General features: G+C 58.4%; 20 protein-coding genes and 2 pseudogenes. 12 read left to right on the top strand and 10 right to left on the bottom strand.

Going from position 1 to position 25,360, the window contains the following annotated elements:
* Window positions 1–86: 86 nt before the first annotated feature.
* The gene (gene map, locus QA635_RS04450; RefSeq protein ID WP_225163670.1) at window positions 87–911 is read left to right on the top strand and encodes a type I methionyl aminopeptidase; all 825 of its coding nucleotides are present in this window, start codon (window positions 87–89) and stop codon (window positions 909–911) included.
* 25 nt (window positions 912–936) lie between these two features.
* Here the strand turns inward: map and QA635_RS04445 are convergent, their stop codons facing one another.
* Window positions 937–1,656, bottom strand: coding sequence for a DNA-3-methyladenine glycosylase I (locus QA635_RS04445; RefSeq protein ID WP_283067223.1), 720 nt, complete (start codon window positions 1,654–1,656; stop codon window positions 937–939).
* Window positions 1,657–1,781: 125 nt separating this feature from the next.
* On the opposite strand from QA635_RS04445, the pseudogene QA635_RS04440 reads away from it, so the two are divergent.
* From QA635_RS04440 to QA635_RS04430, 3 genes and pseudogenes are all read left to right on the top strand, one after another.
* Window positions 1,782–2,393, top strand: a pseudogene (locus QA635_RS04440) (JAB domain-containing protein).
* 150 nt (window positions 2,394–2,543) lie between these two features.
* Window positions 2,544–3,785: a tyrosine-type recombinase/integrase gene (locus QA635_RS04435; RefSeq protein WP_283067221.1), complete on the top strand. Its 1,242-nt coding sequence runs from the start codon at window positions 2,544–2,546 to the stop codon at window positions 3,783–3,785.
* Window positions 3,782–5,122, top strand: coding sequence for a PDDEXK nuclease domain-containing protein (locus QA635_RS04430; protein ID WP_283067219.1), 1,341 nt, complete (start codon window positions 3,782–3,784; stop codon window positions 5,120–5,122). The genes QA635_RS04435 and QA635_RS04430 overlap by 4 nt, the downstream gene beginning before the upstream one ends.
* A gap of 304 nt (window positions 5,123–5,426) precedes the next feature.
* Here QA635_RS04430 and QA635_RS04425 read toward each other — a convergent pair whose 3' ends face one another.
* Window positions 5,427–6,260, bottom strand: coding sequence for a response regulator transcription factor (locus tag QA635_RS04425; protein WP_283067217.1), 834 nt, complete (start codon window positions 6,258–6,260; stop codon window positions 5,427–5,429).
* 824 nt (window positions 6,261–7,084) lie between these two features.
* The gene (locus QA635_RS04420) at window positions 7,085–7,504 is read right to left on the bottom strand and encodes a hypothetical protein (protein WP_283067216.1); all 420 of its coding nucleotides are present in this window, start codon (window positions 7,502–7,504) and stop codon (window positions 7,085–7,087) included.
* 823 nt (window positions 7,505–8,327) lie between these two features.
* Here QA635_RS04420 and QA635_RS04415 point away from each other — a divergent pair.
* On the top strand, window positions 8,328–9,647 hold the full coding sequence (locus tag QA635_RS04415) for a restriction endonuclease (RefSeq protein WP_283067215.1): 1,320 nt from the start codon (window positions 8,328–8,330) through the stop codon (window positions 9,645–9,647).
* A gap of 866 nt (window positions 9,648–10,513) precedes the next feature.
* Here QA635_RS04415 and QA635_RS04410 read toward each other — a convergent pair.
* On the bottom strand, window positions 10,514–10,795 hold the full coding sequence (locus tag QA635_RS04410) for a helix-turn-helix domain-containing protein (RefSeq protein WP_283067213.1): 282 nt from the start codon (window positions 10,793–10,795) through the stop codon (window positions 10,514–10,516).
* A 560-nt stretch (window positions 10,796–11,355) separates the two neighbouring features.
* Here QA635_RS04410 and QA635_RS04405 point away from each other — a divergent pair.
* Window positions 11,356–11,615 (top strand): annotated as a pseudogene (locus tag QA635_RS04405) (transposase); the annotation flags it as partial.
* A gap of 101 nt (window positions 11,616–11,716) precedes the next feature.
* Here QA635_RS04405 and QA635_RS04400 read toward each other — a convergent pair.
* Window positions 11,717–12,124, bottom strand: coding sequence for an XRE family transcriptional regulator (locus QA635_RS04400; protein WP_283067211.1), 408 nt, complete (start codon window positions 12,122–12,124; stop codon window positions 11,717–11,719).
* Window positions 12,125–12,476: 352 nt separating this feature from the next.
* On the opposite strand from QA635_RS04400, the gene QA635_RS41685 reads away from it, so the two are divergent.
* The gene (locus QA635_RS41685) at window positions 12,477–13,262 is read left to right on the top strand and encodes a hypothetical protein (RefSeq protein WP_425249130.1); all 786 of its coding nucleotides are present in this window, start codon (window positions 12,477–12,479) and stop codon (window positions 13,260–13,262) included.
* Window positions 13,263–13,390: 128 nt separating this feature from the next.
* On the opposite strand, the gene QA635_RS04390 is transcribed toward QA635_RS41685, so the two are convergent.
* The 4 genes from QA635_RS04390 to QA635_RS04370 all read right to left on the bottom strand — a co-directional run bounded on the left by QA635_RS04390 (window position 13,391) and on the right by QA635_RS04370 (window position 17,970).
* The gene (locus QA635_RS04390) at window positions 13,391–13,582 is read right to left on the bottom strand and encodes a hypothetical protein (protein WP_283067209.1); all 192 of its coding nucleotides are present in this window, start codon (window positions 13,580–13,582) and stop codon (window positions 13,391–13,393) included.
* Between the two features lie 615 nt (window positions 13,583–14,197).
* Window positions 14,198–15,331 carry an aminotransferase class V-fold PLP-dependent enzyme gene (locus tag QA635_RS04380; RefSeq protein WP_283067207.1) on the bottom strand — a complete coding sequence of 378 codons (1,134 nt, stop codon included), beginning with the start codon at window positions 15,329–15,331 and terminating at the stop codon, window positions 14,198–14,200.
* Window positions 15,332–15,846: 515 nt separating this feature from the next.
* A complete protein-coding gene (locus QA635_RS04375; protein WP_283067206.1) occupies window positions 15,847–16,776 on the bottom strand; it encodes a TauD/TfdA dioxygenase family protein in 930 nt (309 codons plus the stop codon).
* 348 nt (window positions 16,777–17,124) lie between these two features.
* Window positions 17,125–17,970 carry a class I SAM-dependent methyltransferase gene (locus QA635_RS04370; protein WP_283067204.1) on the bottom strand — a complete coding sequence of 282 codons (846 nt, stop codon included), beginning with the start codon at window positions 17,968–17,970 and terminating at the stop codon, window positions 17,125–17,127.
* Between the two features lie 869 nt (window positions 17,971–18,839).
* Between QA635_RS04370 and QA635_RS04365 the strand changes: the two genes are divergently transcribed.
* The 5 genes from QA635_RS04365 (at window position 18,840) to QA635_RS04345 (ending at window position 24,102) form a co-directional block, all read left to right on the top strand.
* Window positions 18,840–20,048, top strand: a complete 1,209-nt coding sequence (locus QA635_RS04365) for a pyridoxal phosphate-dependent aminotransferase (protein ID WP_283067202.1) — start codon at window positions 18,840–18,842, stop codon at window positions 20,046–20,048.
* 155 nt (window positions 20,049–20,203) lie between these two features.
* Window positions 20,204–20,842: a CDP-alcohol phosphatidyltransferase family protein gene (locus QA635_RS04360; protein ID WP_283067200.1), complete on the top strand. Its 639-nt coding sequence runs from the start codon at window positions 20,204–20,206 to the stop codon at window positions 20,840–20,842.
* The gene (locus tag QA635_RS04355) at window positions 20,842–22,020 is read left to right on the top strand and encodes an aminotransferase-like domain-containing protein (RefSeq protein WP_283067198.1); all 1,179 of its coding nucleotides are present in this window, start codon (window positions 20,842–20,844) and stop codon (window positions 22,018–22,020) included. Before QA635_RS04360 ends, QA635_RS04355 begins: the two co-directional genes overlap by 1 nt.
* A gap of 18 nt (window positions 22,021–22,038) precedes the next feature.
* The gene (locus QA635_RS04350; RefSeq protein ID WP_283067197.1) at window positions 22,039–22,881 is read left to right on the top strand and encodes a class I SAM-dependent methyltransferase; all 843 of its coding nucleotides are present in this window, start codon (window positions 22,039–22,041) and stop codon (window positions 22,879–22,881) included.
* A 42-nt stretch (window positions 22,882–22,923) separates the two neighbouring features.
* Window positions 22,924–24,102, top strand: a complete 1,179-nt coding sequence (locus QA635_RS04345) for an amidohydrolase family protein (protein ID WP_283067196.1) — start codon at window positions 22,924–22,926, stop codon at window positions 24,100–24,102.
* 81 nt (window positions 24,103–24,183) lie between these two features.
* Here QA635_RS04345 and QA635_RS04340 read toward each other — a convergent pair whose 3' ends face one another.
* Window positions 24,184–25,266 carry an NAD(P)/FAD-dependent oxidoreductase gene (locus QA635_RS04340; protein WP_283067194.1) on the bottom strand — a complete coding sequence of 361 codons (1,083 nt, stop codon included), beginning with the start codon at window positions 25,264–25,266 and terminating at the stop codon, window positions 24,184–24,186.
* Window positions 25,267–25,360 lie beyond the last annotated feature (94 nt).

The raw sequence follows: 25,360 nt of genomic DNA, 5'->3' as shown, positions 1-25,360 counted from the left end.
CATGCCCAACCTTGGCTTGCGCCGGGCGCGCCGATCATTAAATTAGGGCCTGAAATCAGCCCCTTGCCCGCAGAAACAGCCCGCCCATGAGCTATATCGACGCCACCGACACCTCGCTTCGCAAGACCGGCCAGATCAAGCTGCACGGACCGAGCGGCTTTGCCGGCATGCGCAAGGCGGGCGCCCTGGTGTCGAAATGCCTCGATGCGCTCACCGACATCGTCAAGCCGGGCATCCCGACTTCGGTCATCGACGAGTTCGTTCGCAAGTTCGCCTTCGATCACGGCGCCTATCCGGCGACGCTGATGTATCGCGGCTATCGCTACTCGACCTGCACTTCGATCAATCACGTGGTCTGCCACGGCATGCCGGGTGACCGCCCGCTGAAGGAAGGCGACATCGTCAATGTCGACGTCACCTTCATCGTCGACGGCTGGTACGGCGACTCCAGCCGCATGTATGCGATCGGCGCCATCGCGCGGAAGGCCGAGCGGCTGATCGAGGTGACCTATGAGGCGATGATGCGCGGCATCGCCTCGGTGAAGCCCGGCGCCACCACCGGCGATATCGGCCACGCGATCCAGAGCTATGTCGAACCGCAGGGCATGAGCGTGGTGCGCGACTTCTGCGGCCACGGCCTCGGCCGCCTGTTTCACGACGAGCCGAACATCATCCATATCGGCCGCCCCGGAGAAGGCGCGCCCTTGAAGCCCGGTATGTTCTTCACCATCGAGCCGATGATCAATCTCGGCAAGCCGCATGTGAAGATCCTGTCCGACGGCTGGACCGCGGTGACCCGCGACCGCTCGCTGTCGGCGCAGTTCGAGCACTCGGTCGGCGTCACCGCCGACGGCGTCGAGATCTTCACGCTGTCCGAGCGCCATGGCGAGAAGCCGTGGGTTCAGGTGTAGTCGGGTTCAGCTGTAGCCGTCCTCGTCAGAAGTTGCTGCGCGTGCGCTCGATGATCTCCTCGGGCGTATGGTTCTCTCCGATCGACATCGCGCAGATCCGCGACAGATGCAGATAGGACAGCCCGGTCTCCTCCGCCCAGGCGTTGAACTGCGCCTGCACCTTGGCGAGATCGCGCTTCGACTTGACCTCCTCGGCGATATCGAGGCCGGCATCGCGCAGGCAGGCGACGACGTCGCGCGAGGTGACGAAGCCGTCCCAACCGAGGAAGCGCAGCAGCATCTGTCCGGTGTTGCCGCCGAGCCGGCTGCCGCGCTTCGCCAATAGCTCCAGCAGTCCGACCTCATCCGATGACGGCCAGGCGCTAAGGAATTTGCCGAAGCTGCCATGCTCGCGCGCGATCTCCTGCACGAAGCGGCCGTTGTCGCGCACCGACATGATCTTGGCGCCGTTGCGCACGATCCTGGCGTCGCTGACGAGCTTCTCCCAGAATTCGTCGGGCTTGAAGGCGAGCTTGGCGGGCTGAAAGCCGAGGAACGCCTCCTCGAAGCCCGGCCATTTGGCGTCGATCACGCTCCAGGCAAAGCCGGCGCAGAACACGCGCCTCGTCATCTCGGCCAGCACGCGGTCGTCGCCGAGCTTTGCCAGCGCCTTGGCGCCCGCCGGCGGCCGCAGCAGCTTCTCCAGCGCCTTCGGCCCGCCCTTGCGCTTCTCGGCGCGCGAGCGGATCACCTTGAATGATGTCACGCGGCCCTCCCCCTCTTTGCTCTCGAACCGTTGCGGCCGACGGTAATTCGCCCGAAGCGTCGTGGCAAACCGGGCAGTTGCATCGGCTCTTGCAAATCGCCGCAAGCACGGCATGGTTGTGGCCGATGCCCGCCAAAGCCAGTGACAGCCCCGATCAGCCCGACGAGACGCCGCATTATCACGGCCATCGCGAACGGCTGCGCGAGCGCTTCTATGCGGCCGGTCCCGACGCGCTGACCGACTACGAGCTATTGGAAATGGCGCTGTTCGCCGCGATCCCGCGCCGCGACACCAAGCCGTTGGCCAAGGCGCTGCTGAAGAAGTTCGGCTCGTTCGCCGAGGTGGTGCACGCGCCGGTGGCGCGGCTGCGCGAGGTCGAGGGCGTCAAGGATGCCTCGATCAACCAGCTCAAACTGCTCGCCGCCGCCGCCGGCCGGATCGCCTAGGGCGAGATCAGGCGCAACGTCGCGCTGTCGTCCTGGAACGACGTCATCGACTATTGCCGCACCGGCATGGCGTTCGCCGACAAGGAGCAGTTCCGCCTCCTGTTCCTCGACAAGCGCAACCAGCTGATCGCCGACGAGGTGCAGCAGACCGGCACCGTCGATCACACCCCGGTCTATCCGCGCGAGGTGATCAAGCGCGCGCTGGAATTGTCCGCCACCGCGCTGATCCTGGTGCACAACCACCCCACTAGCCCCTTTTCGATCACGCTTGATCACACTCAATTCCTCTGAAACACCTATAAAATTAGGCGTCCCCTCGCATTGCGTACTGGCGGTGGCTATGGCAAATTGGGAGCGGTTAGAGGGATAGAGAACGGCCTTCCGCTCCCAGCAAACGATCCCCGTTTCTCCCCGACCGATCCCAGTTGCGGAACAGAAGAAATGCCAAGCCTGACCGACACCGCGATCCGACATGCGCTGAAGCGCGTCGAACTCAGCCGGAAACAAGAAAACCTCGCAGATGGTGAGGGCCGCGGCACCGGCCGTCTCGTCCTCGTCCTCAAGCCGATGCCGAAGCGTGTGACCGCCGACTGGATGGCGCAGCAATGGCGCGACGGCAAACGCACCAAAAAGAAGCTAGGCGCCTATCCGTCGACGTCCTTGGCTCAGGCGCGCGAGATCTTCAAGCGCGACTATGCCGACGTGATCCAGAAAGGCCGGAGCATCAAGATCGCAACAGACACCCGCCCCGGCACGGTCGCCGACTTGTTCGAGGGCTATGTCGCGTCGCTCAAGGCCGCCGGCAAGCCGTCCTGGAAGGAGACAGAGAAAGGCCTCAACAAGATCGCCGACACGCTCGGGCGCCACCGCCTCGCGCGCGAGATCGAGTCTGACGAGATCGTCGAGCTTATCCGACCGATTTACGAGCGTGGCGCCCGCTCAATGGCCGACCACGTGCGATGTTACATCCACGCGGCCTATAGTTGGGGAATGAAATCCGACAACGATTATCGGAACACATCCCCGCGCCGTTTCCGTATCCCATACAATCCGGCCTCGGAAATTCCGACCGAACCCAAGGTCCAGGGCATGCGCTGGCTCAACGAGGAAGAGTTCGTGCGACTCTTTCGCTGGCTAGAATGCCCCGATACGCCGGTTCATCCCTCCTATCCTCGTGCAGTGCAGCTCATCATGCTGACTGGTCAACGCGTCGAGGAAATCGCGCGCCTGCATGTCGATCAATGGGACGCGCCGGAGAGGATCATAGACTGGTCCAAGACCAAGAACCTTCAGCCGCATGCCGTTCCAGTGCCGTCGATCGCCGCCGAACTGATTGCGTCGATCAAGCCAAACAAGTACGGCTGGTTCTTTCCCTCAGCGAAGGATCCATCCAAGCCCGTGAGCCACGGTACGCTCTATAGCTTCGTTTGGCGGCAGCGGGACCGAGGCGTGATCCCCTATGCAACAAACCGGGACCTCCGGCGAACCTTCAAGACTCTGGCCGGCAAGGCCGGTGTGTCAAAAGAGATTCGAGATCGTCTGCAAAATCATGCGCTGCAAGACGTCAGCTCCAAGAACTACGACCGCTGGCATTACATGCCTGAGAAGCGTGCCGGTGTGGCAAAGTGGGACAAGTTCGTGCGCGCGATGCTTACCAAGAAGCGCCTGAAGGCGGCGGCATGACCAAGCGCCCGTCCAAACCCACGGCTCCGCGAAAAGGCGCGAGACCGGCGACCGAGATCGACGCGCAGAGCTACTCGGCATTGGTCGGCGATCTCAAGACGAAGATTGCCGAGGCGAGGCATCGTGCCGGCCTATCGGTGAACCGCGAATTGATCCTGCTGTACTGGACGGTCGGCCGCGACATTCTCATCCGGCAGGAGAAAGAAGGTTGGGGCGCCAAGGTCATCGATCGCCTCGCCGACGACCTTGGCCGCGCCTTCCCCGAGATGACAGGTCTATCCTCCCGAAATCTCAAGTATATGCGGGCCTTTGCGGAGGCTTGGCCGGACGGCGAATTTGTGCAACAGGTTGTTGCACTATTACCCTGGGGCCATAACGTTCGACTTCTCGACGCCATCAAGAGGCCCGAGGAACGCGCTTGGTACGCTCGCCAGGCCATTGAACACGGATGGAGTCGAAACGTCCTCCTCCATCAGATCGACAGCAATCTGTTCGCCCGTCAAGGCAGCGCGCTGACGAACTTCTCGCGGACCTTGCAGGCGGAGCAGTCGGAGCTTGCCCAGCAGATCCTCAAGGACCCCTACACTTTTGACTTTCTCTCGCTCGGCCCTGAGATGCTGGAGCGCGACCTCGAACGCGGGTTGATCGAGCACCTCCGCTCGCTCATCCTCGAACTCGGCAAGGGCTTCGCCTTCGTCGGCAGCCAATACCATCTCGAGGTCGGCGGCCAGGACTACTATCTCGACATGCTCTTTTATCATTTGCGGCTACGCTGCTTCGTGGTGGTCGAGCTAAAGATCGAGGACTTCAAGCCTGAATTCGCGGGAAAGATGAACTTCTACCTGTCAGCGGTCGATGACCAGCTTCGGCACAAGGATGACCAACCGACGATCGGCATCATTCTCTGCAAGGGCCGGAACGAGGTCATCGTCGAGTATGCCTTGCGTGACACCAGCAAGCCGATGGGTGTCGCCCACTATCAACTCTCGCCAGCCCTGCCACCCCAGCTTCAGCAAGATCTGCCAACCGTCGAGGAATTCGCCCGCGAGTTTCCGCTCATGTCCATCGTCAAGCTGCGGATCGAGATCGAGCGCGCGCTACGCGATTTCGCGACCGCGAACGGCTTTTCTCCATCGCGGCCGACTAGCCTTGGCATCATGCTCCGAGAGCTACAGCGCCGTGGGCTAGCACCGGCCAGCATGCAACAGTTTCTCGATTCTCTCCGCGTTATGAATGAAGCAGCGCATGGCGTTGATGTCGATCCGAAGAGCGCCCAGCGGGCCGTGGATGTCGGAACAATCTTTCTGGCGGAGCTCAGCCCCAAACGCCGGCCGTGAAAATTGAGCCCGCGCCGACTCTTACGCGCACAATCAAGGTGATGACGCGCGGCTTCCAAACGAGGCAACCGGCCCAGAGCGTTCTCGTAGAAAAACCGGCGCAAATCAGCGTCGCTGCCGTCGTGCTGGTAGACCTCTTGTGACCCCAGCAACTGGATTTAGGCACGCGCCTCAAATTAGCCGTCCTTCACGACCCACATACCTGTAAAATCAGGCAATCGCAGACCGTCGAATAGGGATGTCGACAATCGTGGCTTCTTGGGCCCGCATATCCGGCGGCCAAGTGGGACCGCACCAGCTACGACTAGAACGCGCTTACTTCCTGGACCCCCAAAAGCCTATAGACCCCGGTTCGTCCTTGGGAAGACAGATCTATGCTGTCGTCCAATTTCTCCCTCAGTCGTGGAATGAAGACGTCCATTCGGACCTGCTTGTCACCTTTTTCCCTACGAAGAACTTCGATGTTGAACACTTCGCCGTCGATCGCGTGGTCCTCCACGACGCACAGATGGCGCAAGAGGATATGCTCGGTGATCGAAAGTCTTTTCGTCGCGCCGGAAAGATTCTTGATCGTGCGATCGCCGATCGTGAACATCCAATCTCCTATGAGGAACTTCCTGCCGGAGTGAGATTGTTTCGATCGCCGTTCGGTGTGCACCCTTCGCCAGACCGACATCGCGCGCGGTGCGACCGTCGAGAAACCATGGGACTTCTCCACGTAGTCGTCCGCGCCGTATTCGATCAGCGGACGCGCTTCGTCGTCGATCGGAAGGCCCGAGCAGACGATGATGCCCGCGTTCGTGTTGTCGACCACCGACTCTACGAACGCCCTTCCGATTTCCTTGTGCGAGAGCTCTCCGTATCTTTCCGCGACGTCCAGATCCAAGACGTAGAGGTCGACGTCGTCCCGCTCAAGATATTCGCGGGCGCTCGCCACGTCCTTGACTTCGATGATTTCGCACCCCAGCTCCCCGATGCTCGAATCCGGATCCCTCAATGCGACCGCCACGCGCTTCGCATCCTCCTCCTCGTCGTCGACGATGAGGATCCGGGGAGCGCGCATAATCTCCGCTGGCCGGTAGCGTCGACGAGCTCTCTTTGCGGTGTGTCGGAGGTTCAGCTCGGCCAGGCTCACCACTGCAGTCGTCCCCGCATCAGCATATCGAGAAGAAAGCAGGGCATGACTGCGATTGCGGGTGGCAGTCCCGCGTAGAATAGGGCGGTGGACAAGGTGATTACCGCCAAGAGAGCCGTCAGCATTTTCCAAGATGGTTCGTTGGGACTCATCGGAACCTCCGCTAGGGCACAAAGCCCGCATAACACGCAGAACGCACATTTTTTTACATTGGAATGGGTAAATGAATCCTAAATGGCCTTCGCGACCGATGCGGGAGAACCGTCCTAGATCGCTACAAAATCAGCCGACGAGGCCGAGCGCCGACATCAGGCACTTTCAATCATCGGAACGCTCCGGCCGCTGTCGTTCAGGCAAAGCGAACCTCGTGTCCGCCTTCGCCGTCGCCAGGCGGTCGAAAGAGGTTGAACGTCGAGTTGTCCAGCGCGCGTCATGCGTCGCCTGCGGGCGACGGATTCTGGAGTGAGATGGTCGCCTCGTCTAAGGTCAACCGCGACCACGTCGCAGACAATTGAGAGATAGGTCTTCAACGCCAGCACCGGGCGATCACACCTCAGAGGACCTCGATTGCGGTGCTGGTCCGGTGGCTCTGAGCGCAAACGACCGGAGAGTCGCAGGTTGAACAATGCGGCTCCGAACTCGCTACACGCAAGCGAAAGAGTGTTATTTGGTCATCGAATGCCGGCGGGAGTACGCCACGAGCGTGATCAATCCGATGAGGATTGGGCCATCATGCGTATTCCGCTATGGCAGGAACATCCTTCGCTCGGCTATGTATCCAAAGGTAGCCATGATCCTCTTTCACTCGGTGCTCACGCGCCTTGATTTCATCGCCTGCGCCGTGCAATCTCGTCAGCGACTGCGCTGGCGGCGCGCACCAGCCGTTCATGCAGGGTCTCGAACTTGCCGAGGATCTCATTATTGGGTTCATTCCTGCCGTCTTCGATAGCCTCGGCAACCAGTTCGTCGAGAGGCGTTTCTTTCAATTGACCTTTCTCGAGAAGGTGTTCAAATAGCCCGTCGCTGCTGGGCTGCGGTTGGATGCGGCCGTCGGAGTTGCACCAAACCCCGAATGTATGGTGGCCCATAACGGCTTGCTCGACCATCTCCGCCTCCAGTGGGATCAGCGTACCCCACGCCTCGTCCCCCTCATCGAGGAATCCCGCCACATATATCTGTTGCTCCTCAGTGTCTTCATCGCGCGGGCGAAAGAACGGGGTAAGGACGATTCGAGGGGGCTTTGCCATAGTAATCTCTCCACGGGGCTCAAGCACAAGTTGCATCAGTTCATGGCAGCATCAGGACCTGCGCCGAACACGCTGGATCATGCGAAAAAAGTAAACTGTAGGAGCGGCCGTGGCCGCCCCCTCGAATTAGCAGTTCGTTCTTTTATTCATCGCTCTGGCAGATAGATTTTTCTGATGCGACACCCGATCGTATCGGCCAACCCTGCCCATCTCCTCGCCTGCCCGCAATCGACAACGACTTTGGCTGCCTGAGTGAATCAACCGATATTGCCGTCCGGATCGAACACGAATGAAGTTCCGAAAGGCAACTAGGATGAAGCCGAAAATAACTGAAAGCCGACCATTCCTGTAGCGTTATAGGCCCGTAGCTTTCTTGAGGCCGATATGGACGGCCTCCGGGATAAACTCTCAGATAAAGATATGGAGCGCCGCCACAACGATTGTCTTCGGTGCAACTGGAAACGGTTGATGGGATCGGCCCCCTTTCCGCTCGATCGGTAGCGCTGCCGGACGCTGTGGGCTCGATTGGTTCGCGGACTTGATGGGCGTTGGCGCATTTCTGTCGTTCGGACGGCCGAGCGAAGAATTCGGACAACTGAACGCCCCGGTATTGGCGATGCCGTCAACCGGGTCAATTTTCGGTTTTTTCGACTGCCGCTCGAGACTTGACATGTAAGGCCGATCAATCGCGACCACATTAGCGCCAGGAGTTAGCGACACGTGCTGTGCGAGGCTTCCGATCCAGGGGCAACCGATCCTTGCCCGGCTCGTGTCGGCCAATTAGTCTGGCCGCCAGTAGAGTATTTGCGTCTCGGGGCGGGGCATGTCCGATAAAGCCAATAAAGAATGGGTACTACCGGCTTCCATTCCATTCGAGAGTTTGAAGCGGCGCGACCTTGAGGAATGCGTCTATTGGCTTCTGGACGCCATGGGTGCCAAGGATCTCGAATGGCGCACGGGAGGCAGCGGCGATGGCGCGGCCGATGGTGGACGCGATCTGGAAGCGCATTTCTACGCACCGGCTGCCGACGGCGAGATTGAGTCGCAAAAATGGTGGATCGAGTGCAAGGGCCGCGCTGGTACGGTCGAATCCAGCGAGGTGAAATCCGCCGTCAATAATGCTCTCGCGACCGAGTACCTCGATTACGTTGTCATCGCCACCAACACTCAATTTTCAAACCCGACACGGGATTGGGTCAAGGAATGGCAAGCCAAACATCCTCGCCCGAAGGTCAAGCTATGGGATCATAGCCAGCTTGAACGATATCTTTCGCGTCACCCTGACGTCGTTCTGAGGTTGTTTTCAGAGGCGCTGAGTCCGCAGGGCCGCTTTCAGGCTATGGAGAGCCGATTCTGGAACAAGTTGGAATTCGTGACGCCGAAGGCTCTGGCTGACCTTTGGGAAGTTCGCCGTGAGACTGAAGTGACGGGAATGGGGCTGTTCGCGGCGGTTGCTAATGAATTTGCGAACGGGAATATCACCCACCGGCCCTGGGGGGCCATCCTCAGCACGACATCACTCATGTCGGTCCTACAGATCGGATTGGTAAATGTCTCCTACCTGCTTATGCGCAGCTCCAAAGGAGGGGTCGATCCAAAGCCTATCAGCCGAGCGTTCGCCTATCTTATTTTGGTCGCGTTGGATACGTTGCCGGCCCAAGATGTTGCCCAACTCATTGCTGATTCCATCTTTCGTGGAAAAGGTGATGAGATGCCGGAACAAGTGCAAGAATTTCTGCTGATGCCGATTGCGGATCAACTTCTATCCGAAATGCAAGATGTGTGTAGCTCGGATTGCCGTCGGATGTCGTGTTCTGATCGTTCCTCGCTCACCGACGACAAGGACGAAATTGATGATTACTGGCTTCGGCTTGAGCCCGATGGGCTCGATAAGCCCAGTGATATACAAAAGTTGCGGATAGAGTTCTTCGATGCGCCATGCGTCGTGGGATTTCCGGTGGATAAGGAGCGGCACTGTCCGCTGTTTCTTATCGAACCAAGCGTCAAGAACACCGAGGAGTTGCTTACGATTATCAAGCGAGTTGCAACCTTCAGAAAAGCCCAGGCTGCTCAGAAGCGCGAAGAGGAAAAGCAAAAAGAGATCGAACGTGCGGCCAAGGTTGCTCAAGATAAGCTGCCTTAGAGCGAGGGATCGTTACCCTTCGGACCGCACCCGCTTGTGGCTCGGTACCAGTCGCCCATGATCAGTTTAACTTCAGAGAACAGGGCAGCGCGTTATTCCATCGGCAGGCAACGAGCATACGAACCAATCCTCTGCTGCACCGGCAGCTAGTTTGCTTAGCGCTGATCAGTTCATCTTCCAAGCTGATACTCTGACGCGCCAACCAAGTGCTTCAGCCATGGTCGGAGAAAACGTCACTCTATCCAACCGGCAGACTCCTCGCAGGCTCATTGGTTCGGCTTGGGTGGCATTACCCACGTTGAACCAACACCATTGACACCGATGTGGGAGCAGCACCTGCATGGCCCGGAAGGCTTCCATTTGATCTAAATCCAACGGCATCGCGCTTTCCGAGACTCTGGCTGGCGGGCGAAGCGCGAGCCGCTTATCTCTACGGAGAGATCGCCACCGCTAAAGGCCTCCCTTGCACGGCGTATTACCGAGCCAAATCTGAGTTGGCGCCATCTTCTCGATCGATGCCGTACGATGCACAGAAATCGTCGCCGGCCATGCGCCGCAGCGTGAAGACGCAAGCTGTCGGTTGCACCGCTCGCCTACGTGCTGGGAACCACCCAAATGGAATATGGGAGTATCACGGTAATAGGCCTTTCCCCTCGACTGGATCGTTCTCGTCGACGAAAGGCTGATCAAAAAAGACCGCGTCTTTATCGGGTCAGGCAAGGCACGCTCAAGGTTGATGGTGCCTGGCATGGTGCTCGCAAAGGGATCAAATTTTGTGGTCGTTCCTCAGCTCGGGGTGAGTGCATCACAAGAGTAGTTCCTTGCGCAATTGCGGCACGTAGAAAGGCACAGTACCGATGTCGTAGTTATTCCTGCGGACGAGGTGGTCGTGCGGGCTTACGGCCTTTCGGCAATATCTTGGGAGCCTTCGCACGTTTGGCTGGCCGAACAAAGAATTCGGACAAATGAACGTCCAGCGTTTTAGCGATGCGGTCAAGCAGATCAATTGTCGGGTTTGTCGATTGCCGCTCGAGGCTAGACATGTAGGAGCGATCAATCCCGGCCTGATAAGCCAATTTTTCTTGCGAGATGCCGCGATCCACGCGGATCCGACGAATATTCCAGGCCACAAGCGCACGAGGTTTCATGCACCAAGCATGCCAGTCGCTCGTGTCGTCGAACCACTGGCTATAACCCAACTATTAGGGAACAGCTCACCGGGTCCATCAGCGCACGCGACGACGGCGCGGCAGGATCATTAGGCCAAGCCTTTAGCTTGCTTAGGCTTTTGCGCGGTCCTACGGCGCGAAGCAGGGCACCATCTTTTTTCATCCCCTGCGTGGGTCTCTTCAGGCGCAGGCCTCTCATCTATTCTCGACCGTGTTGCCCGAGGTGCAAAAGCGGATTCCAGACTTGAGAATGGGAGACGTCGCTATCTTGTACCCAGCGGCGTGGATCGGTGACGCAGTGCGGGATGCCGCCAGAACGCGCTCTATCCTCGCGGGAGTCGTCTCATGAGATACTTGGAGATGTGCGCGAAGTGGTGCTGCGGCGGTTTACCCGGGCCAAGGAAGAGGTTCATCTGATGTATGCCAATTCACCCTTCGTTGTTGAACTGCGCGATCGTCTCACCGCCGCTTAGGCCCTGCCGCGCTACGTTCGATTCGCGTGTAACCGCTCTCGCAAGATTCAAGCGTCAGACAATTCCGCCGGTGACGTCATCACCACCAACACGGTCGAGGGCTTCTACTCGATCTTCGAGCGCAGGCATGAAGGGCGTCTACCAGCACTGCAAAGAGAAGCACCTGCACCGCTACCTGTCGGAACTCGATTTCCGCTACAACAATCGCGTTGCGCTGGGCGTTGACGATCAGGATCGCGCCGCAAAAGCTTTGAGGGGGCATCAGCGGCAAGCGGCTGACCTATATTGCGAAGGCCTCTGCACGCGCAATCCAGCTGGGATCGTAGGTGAACGCTGAAGTCTCCCGTCCGCCCGGTTCTGCGTCGACCATCAATTCGCCGACAGGAATGCCGGCGGCACCAAGTCGGACAAATGTTCCGCGTAGGCATCAGAATCCTACATAGCCGTTGTCGTCAATTTTCGACTTTCTCGGGCTTTCGTCGGCCTTTGTCTTGGGCTCCGACCGGGCGGCGTTGACCCGCTGCACGCGACGAGGAGCTTCCTGCCGGGTCAGCATCATGCCGACATCGTCCTTCATCGGGTCAGCGAGTTCGCTCACCGCGTTGAGGCGTCCAAGGACGAATATGGCCATGGTGAGGGTGTTCAGTGCAATGCCGGGATCGCCACGCTCAAGCCGGTGAAGTGTGGCTTGCGACACTCCCATTTGTTGGGCGAAATCCTCCGCCGCGATCCGCCTCCGGCGCCGAGCAAGCGAAATGTCACGACCGAGCTTCGCCAGGGCGCGGGCCACCTGCGGGTAAATGACGGATCCGGTTTGGGCCGCGTTTTCGCTCATGTCGCATATCCAAGTCGTTGTACTTCTTATGTCTCTCAATTGCGATACACACCATAAACCAGAATAGGCAACAGAAAGACTATGATTTTTGCTTATGCTCCTGGGGACGTAGCCTGCATCACGAATGTCCCTCCAACAGTGACAAGGTCTTTCGCGCTCATCGCCGTGTGTATGGCGTCGCTCCTAACCCTTCCCGCGTTCGCCGGAGGCGCCTGACGCCGACCACAAGGTCGCGTGGCTTGTTCGACGCCAGGCGGAGCACGGCCGTCGTAGCCCTGCCGACCAGCGAATTTCGCGTCGACGCCGAGACCCTGCGCCTTCGCCGCAGATCGTCATTCCGCTGCACGTCAGATTGTCGCCGAACGGACCAAAACTCCCTGTCATCCAGGTGCTCGGCATCTTCGCCAACCTGATGCCGGGTTCGTGGACGGCGTCCTCAAGCTCGCGGGTCGTGACCCTTTCGTCCAGTTCACCTTCTTCCGACGACAAGGTCTGGATGGAAGCCTCAGCAACCGGCTGGGTGTCGCACGACTACCCTGCCGCGAGCAAACCCGGCGCCAGCGGCTACCTCGGTCTAGGCCTCGCGCCCGGACTGCCGACAGCTGTGAAGGAACGCGTTGATCGGTACGTTTCCGATGACAAGACCATGCTGAAGGGCGCAGCCGAGGCGTGCGAACGCCTGCACTTCATCTGCTTCGTGAACGAAAACGCCTACGGAGACGGCTCCTTCGGGCATGCGATCCAGTTCATCGCTAATTCAAATCTCTTAAAGGCGGCAGAGAGAGCGCGTTCCGCTTTAGCCGGTTGGCCGCTCGGAGAGCCGGACATCCCGAATGCGCGCCAGAACAATATGCTCGCATGTCTGCTCAAGCTCGCGGATACGATGTCGAACCTTACTTTAAGCGAGGCGGCCGACCCCGCCGGGCGGCACGAAGCCAAGTGGTCCGTTTCCGTCCAGAAGCCACCGAGCTGGATCTGCACGCTCAATCGGCTTTATGCGACGGTGCCGGTGCCGTACCTAACAAAACAAATCTCGAGTTCGAAACACCAGACCCGCTGCCTGTTGCTGTTCGCTCTTCTTGGCCATGAGCCGAGCGCTCGGCCGATGCGCTGCTTCGCAGATCGCCCTCGGCATTGATCGCGTCGTTTTTTCCGCTTCACAAACGGCTAGAAAGGATCCGTTGAACTTAAGGCCGTTCTTGCAAAAGGCGGGACGAATAGTTTCGTCCCGTAGCCGCCGAGCCAACCGACGCCGCGACAAGTAATCTATTCGCGCGCGGCGAGTTCAACGATCGTCGCCGTGTCGAGGACCCGGCCGGCAAGGTCCTTGATCAGGACCTCGTTCCCAGATTCGGCGAGTTCATTGGCCTTGGCGAGAGCTTGCTTTGCGGAGGAAACGACAACCCCAATGGCACCGTCGCCGTTTCTTGAATACACTTGATAACCTGCGCCGCTCATCGCCCCTCGCTGACGATGGTTTCCTAATGCCCTTCCAGATCGGCGGCTAGTGCAAACGAGCCACAGCTGCACCTCCGGAACAAAACGAGGGGCACCGCGCTTACCTGCAAAGGATCAGGGGTACCACTCCTAGCGATTGAGAAGGCGCGTCGAAAGGTGCTCCCCCAGATGCATGACACGCTTGCTGGTCATCGCAGGCGGCACCCCGAGACCCTCGGCGGCCGCAGCGGATGGTCGGAGCGGCGTCTCCACGAAGTCGACCTACTTCTGGGCAAGCGCGGCGCCGCTCCTGACGTCGAGATGTCCCCTCTCCGTCGCCGTGAACGCTCCATCAAGGAACGGAGCTATCGCGGAGATATCTCAAGGCGGCCGGCTTCGCCGATCCTCGGGGGACGACGCGAAAACGATTGCATCTACCGGTGGAAAGTACGACGCCAACAATTGGCTCATGCAGAAACCATCAAGTCTGCTTCATCGAACGTGAGGCCGCGCCTATCGGCAGATCCCATGAAATATGCCTCAAGATGTCCGATCAAGACAATGTCCCCGTCGTTCCAGCCTCGCCGAGCTTCTCCCGGCCATGACACGGCAGCCCTATTCAAGGACCAACGCGCCTCAGCCGGCCTTCGAGCCGGTTACGACTGCGAGTGCATCGACTAGCCGGTCGAGATCCGCCTCGTTCGTATAAAGCGCTGGCGTCACGCGGATGCATTGTCCCTTGGCCACACCCGCACGGCGCACGGTGAGAACCCTGTAGCTGTCCCTGAGTTTCGCCACCATGGCGTCGTTGTCGGCCTTGCTCGTCTTGCCGGCAACGCGGAATGACGTAATCGCGCCGTAAAGGCCGGACTCGTCCGGCGTTAGGATATCGATGTCCTTGAACGCCCGGACACGGTGCACCCAATAGTCGCGCAGATAACGCAGGCGCGCCTGCTTCGCGGGCGCGCCGATCTCCTGGTGGAGTGCGAGGGCCGTAGGCACCGTAAGTATCGTGGCGAAATTGACCGTGCCGGTGTGCACCCGCGAGCGGATGTCGGTCTCGGGAAAGTCTTCATCGCCCATGTCGCGGTCGATGTCGGCAAGGCGATCCTTCCTAATGTAGAAGAAGCCTACCCCAAGGGGCGCCCCGATCCACTTGTGCAAATTGAAACCTACGAAATCCGCCTCGAGCTCGCGTATCTTGAAATCAAGCTGCCCCCACGAATGGGCCGCGTCGACGATGGTATCGATGCTCCTGGCCTTCGCCATGCGGACAATCTCGGCAACTGGCATGACGAGGCCCGTCCGATTGCTGACATGGGTGAGCAGCAGGACCCGCGCCTTCGGGGTTACCTCGAACGCGCGGGCGTAGGCGTCCAGCACGCCCTGCCGGGTCGCAGGCTCCGGCACGTTGAACTTGACGACGTCGACGCCGCGGCGCGCCTTGAGCGCGTTCATCGCATACTGCATCGAATCGTAGTCGAGATCGGCGTAGAGCACGGCGTCGCCGGGCTTCAACCTGTTGTAGCCGCCGATGAGAAGCTGCAGCGCCTCGGTCGCACCACGCGTGAGCGCGATCTCCTCGACCGCAGCACCCACGGCTGCCGCCACGTTGGTGCGCACGCCTTCGAAATCCGCTGCCGAGCGATGCCGCACGTAGTAGGTATTCTCGTAGTTGACCATATCGGTTTGACGAATGAACTCACGCCGCACCGGCTCGGCCATGATGCCCCAATACCCATTCTCAAGATTGACCACTTCCGGCGTCACAGCATAAAGCCCGCGTACGGCACCCCAATAGACCTTGTCGGTGAAGATCGCGGCCGCCGACCCGCTCGGGAGCTTCGGCAAACTCTCTGCCGACATCGCCGTTGTCGACTTGAAGGGCGCGACCGCGAGCCTTTTAAGCATCGACAAGCGCTGAGACGAAATTGTCTTGATCAGATGCATCTCACCTCCAGGCTAAGCAGAGCAACACTCAACGGAGCGGATTGACGGCGTCGTGATGGTTCAACAACATGCATCGTCCCCGCTGCGGACTCTGCAGTTTGCCGCATTCGTAAAATGCCCTTAGCGGCCTTGTTCTGGAACGTCGCCAACGTGGCTGGAATCAGGCTCCGATCACTTCCCTCAGCCGAAGAGCACGTCGCATATGGCGACTGCATCTACATGTGAGCACACCGCTCCTGACGCAATCCGCTCCAAATTGGTATCGCTGTCATCACAGTTGCAGTCAAAGCCGCCGATCAGTCGCCGGTTGGGGACGCGCCGTTGAGGCGCGCCAGCTAGGCGACTCTCGCGGGCGGCTGCCTGGTTGCCTTGATGCGCATCACGCTGTGTCGGCCATCGACGCTGACAGGCACGTCGCCATCAATGGTCGCGCGACGAACGACACGATGCTGCTCGCCGTAATCATTGACCGGATAATGTTGCGTAGCGCGGTTGTCCCAGATCGCGACATCGCCCTCCTTCCAGTTCCAGCGCATGGTGTTTTCGGGCGCCGCGATATGCGACTGGAAGAGATCGAACAGCCTCTGGCCATCGTATTTCGGGATATCAACAAAACGCAGCACCGAATCGCCTAGCACCAGCGTGCGCTCGCCTGTCTCGGGGTGAACACGCACAACGGGATGCTCGGTTTCATAGATCGTTCGCGTGAAGACCTCGTCATGATACTTCTTGTCGGCCTCGCTGGCGCGGGTCTTTACGGCATAGTCGTAGGCGTTGCTATGAACGGCCCAGAGCTCGTTGGCAAGCCGCTGCAGCGGCGGCGGCAGGTCGAGATAAGCGGCCGCGGTGTTTGACCAAACCGTATCGCCGCCAAATGGTGGGATCACAACTCCTCGCAGCACCGAAATCTTGGGGTAGGCATCGACGAAGGTCATATCGGTGTGCCAGATGTCGGCCCGGCCACCGCCGCGGGCAGAATCAAGCTCGAGAATAGATCCCGTTCCGTCGGTGGCACCGAGCGTCGGATGCGGCACAAGCTTTCCCAAACGAAGAGCAAAGCGCTCCTGCTGCGTGTCGTCGAGATGATCTTGGTCGCGGAAGAAGATGACTTTCCGCTCAAGCAGCACGCTATTGATCGCAGCTATCGTCTGGTCCGGCAAATCGCCCGACAGCTTGATGTTTCGGATTTCAGCGCCGATGCGCGCTGCGCGTTTGACGACGTCCGCAGGCGGAATGACATTACCAATCATGGCCGAGTTACTCATGCCGCATTTCTCCAAGATTAGGATTTCCGTCTCCAGGCACAATTATTCAGCTACGACACGTTCAGCTCAATGTCAGATTGCGGACGGAGAAAGAGCCTGGATGCGGCGGTTGGTAGGTGACGACGGCGCTAGCTTTCATGCGTGAGGCTCCTGTTGCGGCCCAATTTCTAATAAGCGCCGCGCCAATCGCGAAAACCGGCCGACAAGCCGTGATGTCGCTCTGTATTGTCACCGATACCACAATTCCACAGCTCATGACGTGGCCAAGCCGCTGGGCAACGCATCGAACTTCTTCGAAGACTGCGCACAGAGAGATTCTAGACGGAGCTTGGCGCTCAGTCGGCTCCTCTAAGGCCTAGCTCTACACAAGACTATGTCGGTGAGCCATTCAACCGCCACATCGCCTGACGAGTCTTGGTGACGCTCCAGAAGCGCATCGATCTCCCGCGCGATCACGGCAGCGCCAGACCGGTCGATCGCCTTTTTTATATGCGACATGGAATAACAGTAGCCCCGAAACTGATTGGCGCTAACCGTCTGACGCCATTCTACGTTATGTCGCTCTACCGCTATTAGATCCGAATGCGAACGAAGTTCCGTCTCAAAATCAGCTTTCCCGTAGCCTCCCAAGGAATCCGAATACTGCCCACGACGATATTCAGGGATATGGCGCTCTTGAAAACTGTAGAAATTATCCAGGAATGCGCTCTCCCGGTACCGGTGGTTGTTCTGCAGCAGCAGCAACGTTCCAGACGGCTTCAGCACCCGGGCAGCCTCTTGGTAGAACAGCGGCCTATCGAACCAGTTGGCAGATGTTGCTGCTGCTACAAGGTCGCATGAACGATCCGGCAGTGGAAGTTTCTCGGCAAACCCCACCTGCACGTCGAGTCCACCAAAGCTGGCCGAACGCTCTTTGGCAATAGCTGCCATATCTGAGTTCGCGTCAATGCAGGTCAACTTCTCGATGCTTGGCACCGCTTGTATGAGCTGCCGACTGAAGATGCCCGTTCCAGCGCCAACATCTACAGCTGAGCGGATCGGCCCAGGTGCCACATGATAGCGTGAGAGAATGCCAAAGACGCCCTCAGGATACCCAGGTCTATACTCATCGTAGCCGACCGCGCAGCCATCAAAGAGCTGCCAAGTTACGGGGATATTCATAACCACCTCTTCATGAGCATTCAGAGCCACCATAGGCCTCCTGCCGTTGGATGGCAGCGGCCGCTCTCCCGGCACGGCACCGACGCCCATACCAGTCGATTTCGGACACCAGTTGTTTTCAGGGGTCCGCGAGCGAAGGTATGATCAAAGTCTCATGGTAACCCGAATCCGCCAGAAGCTGCCAGAACCTGAGCTGAGAGATAGCAAGCGTCATACCAGTCATGTCGCTCGGGCAGATTCCCGTAGAACCATGGGCTTGAGAGGGTAGTCGATTGATTGCGTGTTAAGCGTATCGAAGCACTCGCGACATGTGTCAGAGATCCGACAGCACCTTATGTGCCAACGGCAACATCAGTTGACATAGATCACGAACGACACGATGTAACGCGGGATGCCCTTTGCTCGGTGCATCTTCGGTGAGAACTTGGCCGCGCCAGCGACGCGGATCTCTCAGAGTTCACAAGTGAAACACCTCACCCGATTAGCGCTCGACGATGCGTGCATCCTCGGGAGAACGCCTAGATATGATGCCAGGACGATCACGTCGATCGTTAGCAAACAAGCCCCTGCATCAATCCAATAGGGACTTACAAAATTGGCGCTCCGGTCAACTACCGACGTTAACAGTTGATCGAAGGAACCGACACATGGCAATCATTCTCTACGAACGTCTGAGCAAGTCACACCTTCGGAATTCGGCACGCAACATCAACCAGGATCTGTGCTAACTAAGGAACCTGGCCGATGCGCTGCCTGGCCGCTTACAACACTGCTCACTCAGATCTGCTTCGGCATTCGACGAGTTCGCCCAGACGGATAAGAGAGACGCAGATAGCTTAGCGGCGGCCAAACGGTTCCGAGCACCTTCACAAGCTCCACAATCAGCTCCGGAGTTGACTGGCATGTTGGCGCAGCGGATATCTTTGGTTCCAGGTTCGGGGACTGCCGCCGCCCGTGAGGCCACCGCGATGGCTGCCGCAGCAGGCCGTCGGGTAATTGACCTGGCCGCCGGCGAAGTCATCATCGAGCCACCATCATCTGTGCGCGAAGGAGCGATTGCCGCCATCAACGCCGGGACGAACCGCTATACCGATTCCATTGGGCTACCGTCGCTTCGCAAGGCTATCGCCGAAAAAATGTCGGCGGAAACTGGAGTCGACTGGAATAAGGATGAGATCGCTATCACTGCGGGTGCGAAGCAAGGACTGCTCGACGCTGCCCTGGCCGTGTTCGATCCAGCTGACGAAGTCATCATCATTCGCCCCTGTTGGCCGACATTCCCGTCTCAGGTTCTTCTGGCCGGTGCAAAGCCCGTGTTCGTTGAGGCTCGTCCTCCGACATATGTCCCAGAGATCACTGCAATCCGCGCCGCCGTCACGCCTCGCACCAAGGCTATTATAATCAACTCGCCGAACAATCCGACCGGCGCAATCTATGATCGAACAACTCTCCAGGCCATCGGCGATCTCGCAATCAACTACCAGCTCTGGATCGTTTCGGACGAATGCTACTCCAGCTTCGTATTCACCGGCGCGCGCCATGAGTCGATCGTCATGGCTCATCCCGGCGTGCGTTCACGCACGATTCTGGTCAACGCCTTCTCCAAGGAATTGGCGATCACCGGTTGGCGTCTAGGCTATTTCTTAGCCCCTCCGGAGATCGTTTCCGCGGCCAGGAAGCTGCAAAGCCACACGACATCAAATCCGAATGTGATCGCGCAGCACGCGATCCTGCATCACCTTCAATTCGGTGACGGTAGCTTTGAACGGACGATGCATCAGCGCCTGTCCCTGGCTCGCAACTCTGGTCTTCTCATTCTGTCTGGTCTGCACGACGTGGCCACGCCGGGCGCAAACGGCTCATTCTTCTTCTATCTGGATCTCAGCAGACTTGTCGCTGGTCTGCCGGCTAACAGTTGCGTACGATCCGCCGACGATATTGCACGATTGCTCCTAGACGAAGCCGATGTGGCATGCGTCGCCGGCACAACGTTTGGCGACGTGAACGGCCTGCGTCTCTCCTTCGGTGCTCCACCGGACCTGATGGAGTCGGGATTGAGACGCGTCGTCGAGACATTGAACAGCCTGAAGATGAGGCAGGCAGCGACCTGAACCTCACCAGAAGGTCTTGAAATGCGGATTACAGGATACTTGCTGATTCCCGACGGTACCAAGATCTGCGCTGGCGGAGAGATTTCCGCATTGCCGATGGGCCGTGCGCTTCGCATTACAACTTCCCACTCGCTGAGAGCAGGAGGAGCAACGTGATGCTTGGGTATCTGCATGACTATGCAAATGCCATCACGGCTGTCGCCTATCTGTTTGCAGTCATCGGGCTGTTTCTGGCCTTCAATGGCAAGATAGAGCTCGGCGTTGCGGCGATGCTCTGGACTTGGTTTCTGGATCATTGGGACGGGCATGTTGCCCGCAAGACCAGCCATCTTCGCCGTCCAGGCGTAGCGGAATTCGGCAAGAGCTTCGATGGCTTTGCCGACTTCATTCATGGCATCTTGTTCCCGGCCGCCATCATTATGCTTGTTGGTCGAGGTTCGGCGCTGTCGTTTTTCGCCAGTCTGCTCCTGGTTTTGTCGGGTGCGATTAGGCTGAGCTATTTCGAGAACGTCGGCCTAACGGCTGACGCTCGTTTTATCGGGATTCCAGTTTCGTATGATACTCCATTACTTGCCGTGATGTTGTTGCTCCGACCGTTAATGTCCGGAGGGACGTTCGAAACGGCGTTGGCCCTCCTTTTTTCAGTCCTTGCGGTCCTCCATGTATCCGACTTCGTGAAGGTCCCGGCAATCCGAGGCCTAGGCGTTCCGATCGCCACGGCCGCAGCGATTACAGTGTCGTTGGCTCTAATGGCCATCACTTTTATGGAAGCGAATCGTCTAGGAGGTCCCTAATGAATAATGCGTTTGCAGCAGCACCTGCCGTGAAAGCCCCACTTCAGACCCAGTTTGACGAACGTCTTAAAAAGCCGATCGCACTTAGGTTAAATCCGCCGCCGCCAGTAGCACATGTCTTTGATCCGGTCCTCAGCACCGCAACGAGCAACATTCTGGAAAAGGGGGCTCTCAGCGAAATTATCGGACATCATCGTTGGTGCGGAACCGAACCCGACCGGCGAGCCGGCGCTGAATTCTGCGCCTCGCGCCTGGGTTACCGACCCGACGAAGCGCGTATTGTTCTGACAAGCAGTACCCAAAGTACTCTGAACATGCTCATTCCCGGCCTCGTCGGCGCAGGCGGGACGCTGGCGGTTGACGAGCTAACCTATCCGCCGATCAAAGGTTTTGCAGCTCGTTACGGTGTAAGGCTGGCGCCGGTCCGAATGGATGACGACGGCATGATCCCGGACGCATTTCGAACGGTGTGCCAGACGCATCGTCCGAAAGCGTTTTACCCTCTCGCCACGCTTCAAAACCCGACCACCGTCACCATGTCCGTGGAACGACGCAAGGAAGTCGTCGCGATTGCCAGAGAGTTCGGCGTCTCTATCATCGAGGATGACATCTACAGCCTTATTCCCAGAAATGCGCCACCGCCGCTTTCTGCCCTTGCGCCAGAACTTTCTTGGTATCTGCTCGGCTTAGCCAAGAGTGTCGCGCCGGGAATGAAGGTGGCCTATGTCGTTGCCCCATCAACGGAGGCGGCGGCGGCCCTCTTTTGGCCGGGAGTGCGGGCCACCTTCTGGATGACGGCGCCGCTCAGCGCTGCACTCGCCACAGAATTGATTGAGACTGGATCGATCGGAACGATTCTCGACGCTGTTCGCAGTGCAACGGTCGCGCGGCATACTTTAGTCCGCCAACACCTGACAAAGATCAATCACCGGCTCGGGGACGGGGGTCTCCATGTCTGGGTGCCCGCGCCGCCGGACGTTACGAGTACCGATCTAGCTACGAGGCTTGAACAAGCTGGTGTGCTCGTTTCGACAAGCGATGGCTTCGTGATCGGCGAGGCGAAGCCGCCCCGAGCGATTCGGTTCGGCCTCGGCAACCCATCGGACGACTCAATCCTCGAGAGGGCCCTCACAATCGTCGCTGCAGAGTACAACAAGTACCGATTGACCGACGCCTAGCGTCTTGGAGAGAATAACATGTCCATGCGAGGCACGGCAACGCGTCAACCTACGTCGAGCCAGATTGACAGGCCCTGGGACGATTTTGATGGTCTCGGCCATTTTTATCGGTTTCGTCCAGAGTACCCACGGCGCATTGCAGAACAACTGAGGTTCATGCTCCGTGATTGCAGGAGTGGTCACATCATCGAGGTCGGCGCCGGGACCGGGCTGTTCACGCGCAGTCTCGCCGCGGTTTTCGGCTCGAGCTTCCAAATCGTCGCGGTTGAGCCGAATGAAGATATGCGGCGGCATGCTGAAACTCAGACGACAACCGACGTGATCGTGCACTACGCAGATGGGGTCGCGGAACATCTGCTAGCCGCAGACGGTTCTGCTCAATTGGTGACAGCTGCAAGCGCAGTGCATCGTTTCAATCGCTCGGCGTTCTATCGGGAGGCGCAGCGTGTCCTGGCGCCTGCGGGCGTCTTCGCGATCGTTCAGTATGAGCCTTACGACAAGGGCAATGCCTTTGCGGATGGCTTTCTCTCGGTCATCGAGGCCGCACTTCCCGGTTACCGGCGGCATCGGCACTCCAGACCTGAGGGCGGCTACTCGGAGATTGATATTGCCGTCGAGTTAGGAGCCGAAGCCGACCTGATGGACGTGAGGCGAGACACTTTCGTTTTTACTGGGCTGATCGATCGCGAGACGTTTCAGCATCGTGCGCGGTCATTCACAATCGTGCAGAAGGCGATCAGACACGAGGGGGAGGATGTGATCTTTGCGACCCTCGACACGCTCTTCGAACAGCACCGCGACAGCAATGCACTTGTTGAAATGCCCTACGAGGCCGAGATCATCACAGCATGTCGCGCCTAGGGTGTAGGGCAGCTGTCCCGTCTGTGGACGGTGAGGATAAGAATGCGTTTGGTATTGAGTGGCGCAACATTAATCGATGGACGTGGAGGCAGGCCAATTGCGAATGCCGAGGTCGTTGTGGAGGCCGATCGCATCCTTGCTGTCGGCTCTGCAGGTGACCTAGCCGATCGGGCCGAAGCGAACGTTATAGATCTGACTGGGAAGTATCTTTTGCCGGGATTCATCAATGCTCACGACCACCTAACAACAAAACGGCTTCGGGGCTCGCGCACGGATCGGGCGGCTGTCGACGATGCGCTAATGATCACGCGCGGCATCCAAAACGCACTTGTCAACTTACGAGAGGGCATAACAACAGTTCGCGACGCAGGCGCCCCTAGGGGATTGTCGCTGACGCTCAAGTCCGCGATTGCGCGATCCGGTGTCGTCACGCCGCGCATTCTCGCCGTCGCTCAAGGCCTTACCGAAACGGCGGGCTACGCGCACGAGATCTTTGTCGAGGTGGACACTCCTCTTGAGGCAAAGAAAGCCGCCGGAGCGATGATTAAGCGCGGCGCTGATTTCATCAAGTGTATGGCCAGCATCGAATGGGGCCTCGCCGAAGGTAAGCCATTGAGTACGGTCAACATGGATGTTGCAACCATGCGGGCCGCTTTCGACCTTGCGCACCATCATGGCCGCAGATGCATGGCACACGCGCTCTGCGACGAAGCGATCGCGAACGCGGTCGATGCCGGAGCTGACACCATCGAACACGGCGTATTCCTCAGCGCTTCCACCGCAAGGAAAATGGCTAAAAGAGGTGTGGGACTGGTGCCCACCCTTAGTGGCTATAAAGAATTGCGAAATGACTGGGGCCGAGGTCAAGGCATCATGCGTGACAGCGCCAAGATCGTGGAGCAACACCAAGTAGGCTTTCGACATGCCCTTGAGGCAGGCGTGACGCTTGCTTTTGGTTCGGATAGTTTAGGCAGCTTGCTCGATGAATGCAGGACGATGCAGGAATGGCGTGTGACCCCGATGCAGTGCATCGAAGCCATTACCCGGAACGCCGCCATGCTATTAGGTATTGATGATCAGGTGGGAATCATTGCTGCGGAAAGAGTGGCCGATCTCGTCGTTCTCGATGCTAACCCTATATCCAACATCGCGGCACTCGGCGAAGTCGAGCTCGTTGTTAAAGCTGGGCGCTTAATAGATCCTGCAATGCTGCCTGTATAGTTCCGGGGCAGATACGGTTTGTTTACGTTGTGGCGCGGTGAAAGGCTCGATTTCCACCTAGCCGCCACGAATACTGGCATATCACCAGATGAAACGATCGGGTCGAAATGGGTCCAGCGCCTTACACGAAGCGTCCTCCGCGATTTCTTTGGAGAGCAGCAGCGCGATATATGGGGCAAGCGTGATACCTGCCTGCGTAACGGCCACGAACATCCGCGGTAAACCAGGCAGTCGGCCGACGATCGGGTAGCCGTCTTCGGAAACGGGACGACTCCCTATCTGCACGGAAAAGAAGTCTTCAAATCGGACTTCTTTGAGTTCGCGCCTTACCGACGAGACACTCTCTCCTGCAGCTCTAATCGCGACGCCGGGATCTCGGATGCCCGCGCGGTCAAATGCGTTGCGGATGACGAGAGAGTGCTCATTTGCCCGGAAATGAGTATGATTAGCGAAGACAACATGTTTGATGGGCGGACCGATATACCGTAGAAGCGTAAGAACCTCGAGCATTTCGTTGGCGAGCGGCGCGCACGCGAATTCCTCAAGAAGGAGGCTGATTCCGCCACTGCCGGCCAGGACAACTGCATCGACAAAATAGGAGGTTCGATCGGTCCACAGCTCGACGCCATGGTTGAGAGGCTCCATTCTTTTGCATTTTTCAAAGATGCAGTGGGTGAGCCTCGTGTCGACGGCAATGTCGATCAAGCGCTTTGTGAAACGAACAGAATCGAGCCATCCCTCTTGCGGCACCCTTACGATAACTTCTGGACACCCCACAATACTCAAATTGGGCTCGAGGATTAATGCATCGTTTCGTGATAAGTACTCTACCGTCCTTCCTAGCGCTTCGGCCATTCTAGCCGCCTGTATTAGCTTTCTGTTTTGCCTCAACTTGGTTGACCAACGCAGCGTTCCCGTTTTTCGAACGGCATCCGCCAAACCAATCTGACCTGCACATAGCGCTTGGTAGTGAAGGGCTTCGGACCTAAACCGCATGTCGTCCGAAGTTGCCCCCGTAAAGAAATCTAGGCAATCGAAACTTGGACGGGTCGCTCCGGAGCCGGCGCCGGCGTCATCAAACAACAGCACGGTCACTTCATTTCTGGCAAGGTGAATTGCAATCGACGCACCCATGATCCCGGCTCCGAGAACGGCGACCAACATCGAGCCCTCCTTCAGCCGGACAGGACCTTGTCGGAGAAGGCTCTTGGATCCTGATTGCCGCACCAACATCGATCTAATGCGCCACAGCCACCGC

This window comes from Bradyrhizobium brasilense, from assembly GCF_029714345.1.
Lineage (GTDB): Bacteria > Pseudomonadota > Alphaproteobacteria > Rhizobiales > Xanthobacteraceae > Bradyrhizobium > Bradyrhizobium australafricanum.
This window is presented reverse-complemented; position numbering and strand designations above follow the sequence as displayed.